Origin of the sequence: Allobacillus saliphilus (genome assembly GCF_018138385.1) — a bacterium.
Classification (GTDB): Bacteria; Bacillota; Bacilli; order Bacillales; family Alkalibacillaceae; genus Allobacillus; species Allobacillus saliphilus.
Map to the genome: position 1 here is coordinate 119,324 of NZ_JAGSIE010000006.1, position 11,419 is coordinate 130,742.

Below are 11,419 nucleotides of genomic sequence, written 5' to 3' on the forward strand. Positions count from 1 at the left end.
ATGAATTCTTTGAGCAATCTGGTTATAATAGGGAAGGATAAGTGAAAGGACGAACAAGCTAAAGGAGTTTTTGTATGAGTGAACAAGAGCGTGTCATATTGATTGGCTGCCAAACACAAAAAGAATCAGACGAAACTTTTCAAACGTCATTAAATGAATTACGTGCATTAGCCGATACGGTGAATGCGGAAATCGTCGACGTTTTTACGCAAAAACGAGAAAAAATACACAACTCTTTATACATCGGCACCGGAAAAGTCGAAGAGATCAAGCAATATATAGAAGAAAATGATATTGAGCTTGCCATTATGAATGGTGAGCTTTCGCCGTCCCAAATTAGAAACTTAAACAACCATTGGGACATCTCTGTCATTGACCGAACGCAGTTAATTTTAGATATATTTGCTATGCGTGCGAATACGAAAGAAGGTAAACTTCAAGTCGAACTGGCTCAATTGGAGTATTTGCTCCCTCGACTACATGGACAAGGTCGTGCGCTCTCTCGTTTGGGAGGCGGAATTGGCACAAGAGGACCTGGTGAGACGAAACTTGAAACGGATCGTCGACATATACAAAGTCGGATCAACGATATTAAGAAACAATTGAAGCAAGTGGTTAAGCAGCGAAGTCAATATCGTGAACGACGGAAGAAAAATGCTGCTTTCCAAATATCGATTGTCGGTTATACGAACGCGGGAAAATCGACTTTATTTAATCGACTGACGAACAGTGTTTCGTTTGAAGAAGACAAGCTCTTTGCCACACTGGATCCGATGACGAGAAGATTGCATTTATCCAGCGGTTTCCAAGCGTTAATCTCTGACACCGTCGGATTCATTCAAGATCTACCGACAACGCTAGTTGCAGCTTTCCGGTCTACTTTGGAAGAAGTATTGGAAGCTGATTTTATTTTACATGTGGTAGATGCTTCGAATGATCGAGCCATCGAACAAGAAAAAACGGTTTATTCGATTTTAAAAGACTTAGGTGCTGAGCAAATTCCGATGTTGACGGTTTACAATAAGGCGGATCTTCTATCGGAAGAGTTTACCCCTTATTCTTCTCCGAGCATTGTCATTAGTGCGAAGAATTCAGAGGATTTGCAACGGTTTTTACAAAAAGTCGAATCAACATTAAAAGAAGATTGGAATCAATACAAAGTGGCTGTACCAAAAGATGAGGGTACGTTGCTTCACCGATTAAAACAAGAAACAATGGTACAAGATGAACACTTCGATGAAGAGCAAGAACAATACCTGGTAGATGGGTATGCTGACCCAAATTCACCAATATACAATGAAATGAAAAAGCGAGCGAATGTAAATGAATGACCAAATGAAGCAAATGATCCAACAAACAGAACAATCATTAACAAAGCAATTTTCTCAAATTCAAGAAATCGTTACGGCCAACCAAGAAAAAGTTCTCGATGCCTTTCAACAAGTTCAAGTAAGTGAATCTCACTTCACGCCGTCGACCGGTTATGGCTATGATGATATCGGTCGAGAAAAGTTGGAAGAATTATATGCTACCGTTTTTCGAACAGAAGACGCCTTAGTGCGTCCGCAAATTGTCTCAGGAACCCACGCAATTACCACCTGCTTATTCGGTGTTTTGAGGCCGGGGGACGAATTAATTTATTTGACGGGGAGGCCCTATGATACGCTTGAAGACGTCATCGGAATTCATGAAAACGTGGATGGTTCTTTGCGTGACTATGGCATTTTATATAATGAATTGCCGTTAACAGAATCCGGTAAGGTGGATTATTCAAACCTTGAAAACGCAATCAATCATCGTACGAAAATGGTTGCGATTCAGCGGTCGAAGGGATATGCCGACCGCCCTTCATTTACCGTAATGGAAATCAAGGAAATGATTGACGAGGTTCGGAAAATCAAACCAGATGCAATTATATTTATTGACAATTGCTATGGTGAATTCGTAGAGATATACGAGCCGAGTGAAGTAGGGGCAGACTTGATGGCTGGATCGTTAATCAAAAATCCAGGCGCCGGTATTACGAAGACAGGCGGTTACATTGTTGGGAAAGAAAAACTCGTCAATAAATGTGCAAACTGGTTGGTTGCTCCAGGGCTAGGTAAAGAAACTGGAGCAAGCCTTTACAGCCTGCATGAAATGTTTCAAGGCTTTTTCTTGGCGCCACATGTTGTCGGCGAGGCATTGAAAGGGGCATATTTCACGTCACAGCTGTTGAGTGATTATGGGTATAAAACAGAACCGACAGCGAATGATGCTCGGACAGACCTCATCCAGTCGATTTCGTTTCATCGTGCAGAGGAAATGATTCAATTTGCTCAAATGATACAAAAACAATCGCCAATCGATTCTTATGTGACACCTGAGCCGAGTAGTATGCCAGGCTATGAAGATGATGTCATCATGGCAGGAGGTACCTTCATCCAAGGGGCAAGCCTTGAATTAACTGCAGATGGACCGATACGCGAACCATATACACTCTATGTTCAAGGCGGTCTCACGTATGAACATGTCAAACTAGCCATTGTCAAAAGTGTCATCGCATTAAACAAATAAAAGTCTATTAATCTATTTTGACAAACGCCGTGAAAAATACTATACCAATAAAAAATCCGAACTGATTCATATATTTGAATCATCGTTCGGATTTTTCTTTAACCAACTCTTATTTATCCTAGCGGCTTTCTGTTCGAATGGTGCCCACCGAAATCTCTCCGGCAGTCGGTGTTCCTACTGAAAATTTAGCGAGCCGCCCGATAAACGCGACGAGCCGCCCGACAAACTCGTCGAGCCACCCGATGAGCGCACCGAGCCACCCGACAAGCGCGCCGAGCCGCCCGATCAGCCGTCCCAGCCGCCCGATAAATGAATCAATCCGCCCGATATTAGTGGTTAGTCGTTCGATTTTCTCAATAAATATTCTTTTTTTCACCTTCATGTTTCCATTGGCCAAGGCTCATTTTTTATTTTAAATGAATATCAATTCACCAACGAATAATTTAGGAAATAAAACCCAATTATAAGCGGATGTTTTAAGTTAAATGTGTGTTAACTTTCTTAACATTTCTTGACAACTTAATTTTCAAAAAATATACTTTATTTATGGAGGGATGAAAATGGTAGCGATGGATCGAAAAGATTTGCCGTTATTCTCGATTAGTATTGTAACGACACTCACTGAATTATCGCCTAGGCAAATTCGTTACTATGAAGAAAAAGAATTGATTTCACCAACGCGATCCAAAGGAAAACAGCGTTTGTTTTCTTTTAACGATGTTGATCGACTATTGGAAATCAAACAATTAAAAGATAAAGGCGTTAATATTGCAGGAATAAAAGAAGTTTTAGGCATGAAGGAACAGGGAATAAGCGAAAGAGTGAGAGAAAGCTACCGTACAGATTTAACTGAGGACGAGTTGCACAGTCTCTTAAGAAAAGAATTGATGGAATCAGGATATGTTCATCATACTTCCATCAATCGTGGAGACTTGTCCAGGTTTTATCATTCCTAAACAGGTGCGACTTATTAACATCGTTACTATTTTGATCCCCTCAAAAATAAAAGTTTTTATTATATCAGGAGGAATAAAGAACAGTGTCAAAAATCACAAAAGAAGATGTGTACAAAAGGATTGAAGAGGAGAATGTTCGATTTATCCGACTTCAATTTACCGATTTACTAGGAACAATCAAAAACGTTGAAATTCCATTAGGCCAACTCGAAAAAGCATTAAATAACGAAATGATGTTTGATGGTTCTTCGATTGAAGGATTTGTCCGTATTGAAGAATCTGATATGCGCTTGCATCCAGATTTGGATACGTTTGTTGTTTTTCCTTGGACTTCCGAAAAAGGAAAAGTCGCTCGTTTCATCTGTGATATTTATAATCCTGACGGAACACCTTTTGAAGGATGTCCGCGGTACAATCTGAAGCGGAACTTAGAGCGAATGGAAAAACTAGGCTTTACAGCATTCAATATTGGAACAGAGCCAGAGTTCTTCTTATTCAAACTAGATGAGATGGGCGAACCATCGATGGAATTAAACGATAAAGGCGGTTATTTCGATTTGGCGCCGACGGATTTAGGTGAAAATTGTCGACGTGATATCGTGTTGGAGCTTGAAGAAATGGGCTTTGAAATTGAAGCCTCCCACCACGAAGTAGCACCAGGCCAGCACGAAATCGACTTTAAATATTCAGATGCGATCAGACACTGTGATGACATTCAGACATTTAAACTGGTTGTTAAAACAATTGCTCGTAAACATGGCTTACATGCGACCTTTATGCCGAAACCATTATTTGGTGTAAACGGATCCGGAATGCATGCGAATATGTCATTGTTCAAAGAAGGTGAGAACGTATTCTTTGACGAGCAAGGTGAAGAACAATTAAGCAAAACAGCTTATCATTTTACAGCAGGTATTTTAAAACACGCTGTTAACTTTACTGCGGTGACAAATCCAACCGTTAACTCTTATAAACGATTGGTTCCAGGGTACGAAGCGCCTTGTTATGTCGCTTGGTCAACACAAAACCGAAGCCCACTAGTTCGTGTACCAACATCTCGTGGCTTGAGCACACGAATTGAAGTACGTAGTGTCGACCCTGCAGCGAATCCATACATGGCAATGGCAGTTATGTTGGCAGCAGGATTGGATGGTATTGAAAATGAACTGAATGTACCGACACCAGTCGACCGGAACATTTATGCGATGAATAAAAAGGAAAGAGAAGAAAACGGTGTTCTCGATTTACCTGCAACGCTTTATGAAGCACTTCAAAAATTAATGGAAGATGAAGTCATGAAAGAGGCGATGGGCGAACACCTATTGAGTCATTTCGTTGAATCCAAAGAGATTGAATGGGATATGTTTAGAACCCAAGTTCACCCTTGGGAAAGAGAGCAATATTTGAACGGATTTTAATAGGATAAAAGTTGACATATTTGAGTTTAATATCTGTTGGAAATTGTGGGAATGATGATAAAGAAACATTAGTAAATCATCTCCTCCCATACTTTCCGCAGATTTTTTATTTAGAAAACACTCTATCACAATAATGTGGATTTTTGACATTCGAAACAATAACAATAAAATTGGTGTTATCTATCTCAATATGAAGAACATTTAATTTTTTGAATAAAATTAAAATCTATTGGCTGATAAAGAGCTAACTTAAAAAATATAATCGGCATAAGCAATTCATTATCTGTTTACTACTCTTTTTCATCATTTGTTACTAATTCACTATCTATTGTGAATTCACCATAATATTGTATAATGTTGGTGGAAAGGGAGGTAGTTAAATGCAGAAAAAGATATATATATTATTAGCTTTTGTATTATTTGTTTTATCGGCATGCAGTGCTAGTGCAGATGGGGAATTAATTCACGATGACATCCGCTCTGATACTGATCAACTTCTTAAAATCACTGAAAAAGCGAATGAAGAAAAAAGAGAACTAGAAGTGAACGAGAGAAGTCTATTCGACGATTACAAATACAAATATTACGTCGGAAAGTTTTATGATGGTAATAGTAATAGTGAGTATGAAATGAATGATTTAGAAAAGGAACTTGTACGTAGGGTTTCCAGCTTGGCATTATTTGTTAATCCAAGTGAAAGTTTATCCAGTGAGAAGAGCGGCTATGATGTTTTTAGAGAAAACGTAGATGAATTATTGGATGCAGAAGAAATTCCCGATGAGCTCGTTGACAAACATATGACCTATGAAAAACAGAATGGTGTTAATGAAACTTTTGTCGAGGATGCTAAAAAAGTTTTTAATTTCTTTGACGAAGCAGAAGGAACAATCACAGACACCTATGTAGTAGATTCTTTTTTGCAAAATTATACTTCAGAACATTTAAAAGTTAATGATACTTATTATATGCACAATGAGCTGTCAGATGATATTCAGTTTTACATAGAAATGTTAAATGATCAAATGTGGGAAGAAAATAGGTTGAATTTACATGATGTTGACGAATTGGAAAATTTGATTAAAAGAGCGGAAAGATATTAATGGAGCCAATTTAGGTTCCATTTTTCTTGTTGGTTTGTGGCCAATCTTACATTTCACCAAAACACTTTTGGTTACAAATCGACCATAAAAATATTTTTAGTCATCTTAATCTATTAAAAAGAGTCCAATGTCATCCATTCACTTCGCATCCAATTTTTTGAACACGAGAGAATACACACTGCAATAATTTTATAGCAAAAGCTAAGACAGAGCGTGTAAATATTTGAAAATATTTTGTTACAAATAGCTCTTTTATTATATTCTCAATTAGAATATAATGTAAATGACATAGTGAATTCGGGAGGTGTGTTAGTTTTTATAAGAAACTTTGGATTGATTTGAAACAAGGATGTAACTTGATTTAATAAATTAGTTGTTCTAAAAGAGTTATCTAGAGTTCTATACAAGAAGGAGAGGATAGTAATGTCAGAAAAAACTAAGAAACCTATATATAAAAAGTGGTGGGTATGGTTAATTGTAGTCGTCGTGCTTATTGGTATTGGAACATCAGGGGAAGAAAGTGAAACGGTCGACGATACGAACAGTGAGCAAGTTGAAGAAGTGGAAGCAGATAGTCAAAGTGAGGATAGCAGTCAAGAGGAAAGTGAGAATAATTCTTCAGAATCGGATGAGGAAGAGCCAGTAAAAGAAAATGAAAAAGAAGAGTCATCAGAGAATCATGAGCAAGAAGATTCAGCAGATAATCAAGAACAACAAGAAACAACGAATGATGATTCAGGCGAATCAAATGAATCAGAGGAAAAAAAGGATTTAACAATGGGTCAAAAAAATGCGATTCAGCAAGCTGAAAATTATTTGAGCATGATGGCCTTTTCTAAGTCAGGACTTATCGAGCAATTAGAATATGAAGGATACAGTACGGAAGATGCAGAGTTTGCGGTAGATAATATAACAGTAGATTGGCAAGAGCAGGCAACTCTCAAGGCAAAAGATTATCTTGATAATATGTCTTTTTCAAGAAGTGGATTAATTGAGCAATTAATCTTCGAAGGTTTCAGCGAGGAACACGCTAATAATGCAGCAGATGCAGTTGGATACTAATGTATAGCTAGCTGCTTGGCTGAGTGAGTAAGTATCTTACTATGTTTATGATTAAAACAGAAAGAAGCGAAATAAAAAGTATAAAAGTTCGCTTGAGTGATATCGGGCTTTAAATGATTATGAAGTTGTTTTTTACTAATACTTTTTTCATCAGCTTCGCTGGTTAAAATCCTGCCGAAATATTGGTGGGATTTTTTTATTGGTGAGTATGATGTTTACCCGATAACGGATGCCAATATCAATAGTTAACCTTATTAAGTTTTTTTCTTTAAATTTAATTGTAAGCGCATTCATTGACTGATAACTTCTTTTTACGAAAAAAATCATAGATCCCCCGTATTACAAAATTAAGTTTTGTGGTATACTACGAACAGACGTTCACAAAACAAACGTTCTATTGGAGGGGTGGCTAATGAATAACTTATTCAATCGTTCATTGAGAGAAAAAACAAAACTTGAAGTGATTTATATAAAGAAAAATGGCACGACTACCCAGCGTGTGGTTCGAGTGATTGCTGTTTCCGAGGATCATATCCTTGCTTATTGTTTTTATAAGCGTCAGGTGAGACGTTTTAATCGAGAAAATATTTTAGCTGCACTGCCGGTAGGAACAAGAAAAGAGCAAATGGGGGCATAATCGATGCATAAGGACCGTGGAACGATGAAGTGGTCCTCGCTCATGCTGCCTGAGCATGTGGAAATTTTGCAAGAGTTATGGCAAGAGGACCGTTATGAAAAGAAACCGACTATTGATGAACAACAAATGGAATGGAACGAACAATTGCTTCAAGAGGCTTATATAAATCAATCACTGATTCAAGTTACGCATTATAACGCAGGCACATATCACAAAGAGCGTTTGCGTGTAATGTATATGGAACCAAGTACACGATCGATTCGTTTTACAGACCAACAAGATGATCGAAAATATATTTCGATTGAAAACATTTTACAGATTGAATAACGATGCGTGGAAGGAGAAGACAGGATGGAAGAAACAGTGGATTATTCAATCTATCCGAGACATGATGTGTTATGTATTGATATGAGGTCTTTTTACGCAAGTGTCGAGTGCATCAAGCGTGGACTTGATCCACAAACGACATTGCTTGCAGTGGTGGGAGATCCGAATCGAAGTGGAAGCATTGTGCTCGCCGCTTCTCCCGCCTTAAAGAAAAAATATGGCATCTCCAATGTCAGCCGTTATTTTGAGTTGCCGGATGAACCAGATATTTTAATTGCACCAGCACATATGGGAGATTATTTAAACGTTTCTGTGGAAATCACAAAAATGATCACCGACTTCGTTCCGAAAGAGTCCGTCCACGTTTATTCGGTGGATGAATTATGGGTGACCGTCGATGGATTGGAACGTTTATATGGATCGGTGTATGAAATCGCTGAACTCCTGCAACAAAATATCCGTGATCAATTTGGTATGGAGTGTGTTGTCGGGATCGGTGACAATAAATTCTTGGCAAAGGTCGTCATGGACATTCATGCCAAAAAAGCAGCCGACGGAATTGCCGAATGTCGGTACGAAGACGTCTCGCGATTGCTATGGCCAATTCCCATCGAAAAGATTTGGGGCATCGGTTCGCGAATGATGCGCAACTTGAACCGAATGGGAATCGTTACACTTGGCCAATTGGCTCATACGCCACTGACTGCATTGAAAAAACGTTTTGGAATTATGGGCGAACAGCTTTATTGGCATGCGTGGGGTGTTGATTTAAGTCCGGTTACCGGCAACTTCACCAAAGACGAGCAAAAAGGCTACGGCCACGGAATGACGCTTTTAAGAGATTATGAAAAAAGTGAAATCTATGCTTGCTTACTTGATTTATGTGAAGAAGCATGCAGACGGGCGAGAAGAGATGAAAAAGAAGGGCGCACCGTACATCTGGGGATCGGCTATTCAACTGAAACAGGAGGCGGATTCAGTCGCTCGGTTTCACGGGATGTCGCCAGCAATGAAACCTTAGATATTTATGAGATGTGTCTGCATTTATTCCATAAATTTTATGATGGAGAAAGTAAAATTCGTCGGGCATTTGTCACGCTAACCAACCTAAATGATGAAGTGGGTACGCAGCTCGATTTATTTGAAAATCAAGTGAAAAAAAGAAGTGTCGGGGAAGTCATGGACCACATTCGCGAAAAATATGGTTCAACAGCCATTCTTCGGGCGAGCAGCTATACGACGGGGGGAATTGCTTTAGATCGAAGCAAGAAAATCGGTGGGCATTTTGCATAGAAGTGGTTAGAGAAGTAACTAACTGCTTCTTTTTTGTTAGGGCTAGAGCCGAGTGGGGTATAGATAAATAAAAAACATTCGGAGGTACCCATGGACAAAGAAACGAAGCAAATTCGCCAAGAAGAAGTAGAATATCACCAACAATTTTATCAAGAACATGAATTATTTGAAGAGGGAACTTGGTTGGAGGAACCGATTCCTTCCGTCATGGATGCCTTTCAGCTCATTCGACAAAAACCAAATTTACGCATACTGGATTTAGGGTCTGGAGTCGGCCGGCATAGCATTCCAATCGCAAAAGATATCAAGAGCCGGGGCGGTATAATAGTTTGTGTCGACTTACTCGAGGAAGCTGTTGAAAACCTGAATCATTATGCGAAGGAATATGACGTTCAGCAGGCAGTTGAAGCTGTACAATCCGATATAGAAGATTACCAAATTAAAGAAAATCAATTTGATTTCATTATCGCTGTATCCAGTTTGGAACATACAAGCTCAGAAACTGCATTTAGAGAAGTACTAACACGCATGGAAAGAGGGACGAAGCCAGGGGGCCTCAACTGCATCATCATCAATGCGGAAGCGTCTGATGAGCAAGAAGAAAAGACGATGGAGATCGACAAACCAACTGAAGAGTTGCTGGCAGAGTTGGATGATTACTATAAGGAATGGGAGAAAATCAACCGCTTTGTTGAACCTTTAGCTTTTGAAACTGTTCGAGACGGTGAATCGATGTGGTTGTATGCCAGAGCAATAACTTATGTAGTCCGAAAAGAGAATGATTAGCGAACAAGGTAGCGATCTTCAATAAGAGATGAAAAAAGATAAAAATGCAAATTCTAAAACACGTGAGTTCATATTTAAATTCATGTGTTTTTTTTAGTATAAAAACGAATAACTCCAAAGGGTTGCTATTATAATCCCTCAAATCATTTAGAAGTAGTCAGTAAGAGTTGATTTTAGTTTCAATATAATTATTTTAAATTTTAAATATATGGAAAATTGTGTTAAAATACAAAGTATGTTTATAAAGACACTTACTAAAAATTAACAGGGAATGTTAGTATAAAATGTGAGGAGTGTAATTGACGCGTTAAAAAGGTGAAGAAGAGGGGGGATGGAAATGCTCGAAATAAAACAAATTACTCCACTTGAACTCATAGCAAATAATAGTCAATTAGATGAATTTCTAAGAAAAAATCTTAGTGATTTAATAACTAGCAACACATGGATGGATGAGTGGATACAGTTAGCTCAACGATTTCAGTTGCTAAAATTTAAAAAAATGTCTGCAAAAGATATAAAAGGGCTTCAATGGGATACAGAACATGTAATGTCAGTAATAAAAGAAACTTTCCTTCATGTCAGTCAATATCTTACGTTCAATGAAGTTCGTGTTACGGTTGTGCCAGCTTTACCTTTTCCTTTTTTCAAAGACCAGCCTCAATCTCTTTGGACCAATGCTTATACGAATGGTCCTGGAAACATTATCATCGCGATACCTCCTGAGCCAGACATAGAATTTTTTCAATATTTATTGGCACATGAATTTCATCACGCAACCCCAGAAAATCCTATCTACCAATTATCATTAGATACATTTACATTAGAAGAGTGGTATAAGATGGAGGGTACAGCGGAGTATTTTAGTCTCTCTTTGTATCCAGATAAAAGGTGGTGGAAAAACAACTTTCCAATTGAAATAGAGAGTAGATATTGGAATGAGTGTAAAGACCACTTAAAGTCAACGGACGATCAAATAAAAACTCCATTATGCTTTGGTAGTCAGAAAAAACAAATTCCTGTTTTTAGTGGTTATTCATTCGCATTGAAACTTGTATCGAAATATTTATTAACAAACAAAATTGATGATATGAGGGATTTATTTAATGTAGAAGCATCTAGTTTTATTGATTGCTATATGAGGAATTCTAGTTAAATTTCTTAGGAGTGATAAAAGTCATTAATGAGGCTGGGACAAATCAAAGTTATGAACTCAGAAACACGAATAACAATCTAACTTAGCGTAGGAAATATACGGAGACTTCTGCGGTCAGAAAATAAAAGAAA

The 11,419-nt window shown here is 38.1% G+C and carries 12 protein-coding genes; 11 read left to right on the forward strand and 1 reads right to left on the reverse strand.

Annotated elements, in window-relative coordinates; genetic code table 11:
• Positions 1-74: 74 nt before the first annotated feature.
• Together hflX and KC820_RS02265 are read left to right on the forward strand one after the other, a co-directional pair.
• Positions 75-1,331, forward strand: coding sequence for a GTPase HflX (hflX, locus tag KC820_RS02260; protein WP_212367587.1), 1,257 nt, complete (start codon positions 75-77; stop codon positions 1,329-1,331).
• 4 nt (positions 1,332-1,335) lie between these two features.
• Positions 1,336-2,556 carry a methionine gamma-lyase family protein gene (locus tag KC820_RS02265; RefSeq protein WP_236782475.1) on the forward strand — a complete coding sequence of 407 codons (1,221 nt, stop codon included), beginning with the start codon at positions 1,336-1,338 and terminating at the stop codon, positions 2,554-2,556.
• Between the two features lie 118 nt (positions 2,557-2,674).
• Here the strand turns inward: KC820_RS02265 and KC820_RS02270 are convergent, their stop codons facing one another.
• Positions 2,675-2,953, reverse strand: a complete 279-nt coding sequence (locus KC820_RS02270) for a hypothetical protein (protein WP_212367591.1) — start codon at positions 2,951-2,953, stop codon at positions 2,675-2,677.
• Positions 2,954-3,116: 163 nt separating this feature from the next.
• Here KC820_RS02270 and KC820_RS02275 point away from each other — a divergent pair, with 163 nt between their 5' ends.
• From KC820_RS02275 to KC820_RS02315, 9 genes are all read left to right on the forward strand, one after another.
• A complete protein-coding gene (locus KC820_RS02275; RefSeq protein WP_144159156.1) occupies positions 3,117-3,512 on the forward strand; it encodes a MerR family transcriptional regulator in 396 nt (131 codons plus the stop codon).
• 83 nt (positions 3,513-3,595) lie between these two features.
• Positions 3,596-4,930, forward strand: a complete 1,335-nt coding sequence (gene glnA, locus KC820_RS02280; RefSeq protein ID WP_144087823.1) for a type I glutamate--ammonia ligase — start codon at positions 3,596-3,598, stop codon at positions 4,928-4,930.
• Between the two features lie 380 nt (positions 4,931-5,310).
• On the forward strand, positions 5,311-6,030 hold the full coding sequence (locus KC820_RS02285) for a hypothetical protein (RefSeq protein WP_212367593.1): 720 nt from the start codon (positions 5,311-5,313) through the stop codon (positions 6,028-6,030).
• A 423-nt stretch (positions 6,031-6,453) separates the two neighbouring features.
• Positions 6,454-7,092, forward strand: coding sequence for an Ltp family lipoprotein (locus tag KC820_RS02290; RefSeq protein ID WP_212367595.1), 639 nt, complete (start codon positions 6,454-6,456; stop codon positions 7,090-7,092).
• A gap of 412 nt (positions 7,093-7,504) precedes the next feature.
• On the forward strand, positions 7,505-7,729 hold the full coding sequence (locus KC820_RS02295; protein ID WP_144159150.1) for a hypothetical protein: 225 nt from the start codon (positions 7,505-7,507) through the stop codon (positions 7,727-7,729).
• Positions 7,730-7,732: 3 nt separating this feature from the next.
• Complete coding sequence (locus tag KC820_RS02300; protein WP_212367597.1) at positions 7,733-8,056, forward strand: YolD-like family protein; 324 nt, start codon at positions 7,733-7,735, stop codon at positions 8,054-8,056.
• Positions 8,057-8,080: 24 nt separating this feature from the next.
• Complete coding sequence (locus KC820_RS02305) at positions 8,081-9,349, forward strand: DNA polymerase IV (protein WP_236782476.1); 1,269 nt, start codon at positions 8,081-8,083, stop codon at positions 9,347-9,349.
• 90 nt (positions 9,350-9,439) lie between these two features.
• Positions 9,440-10,135, forward strand: a complete 696-nt coding sequence (locus tag KC820_RS02310; RefSeq protein ID WP_212367600.1) for a class I SAM-dependent methyltransferase — start codon at positions 9,440-9,442, stop codon at positions 10,133-10,135.
• Positions 10,136-10,472: 337 nt separating this feature from the next.
• Positions 10,473-11,288: a DUF2268 domain-containing putative Zn-dependent protease gene (locus KC820_RS02315; protein ID WP_212367603.1), complete on the forward strand. Its 816-nt coding sequence runs from the start codon at positions 10,473-10,475 to the stop codon at positions 11,286-11,288.
• Positions 11,289-11,419: the final 131 nt, after the last annotated feature.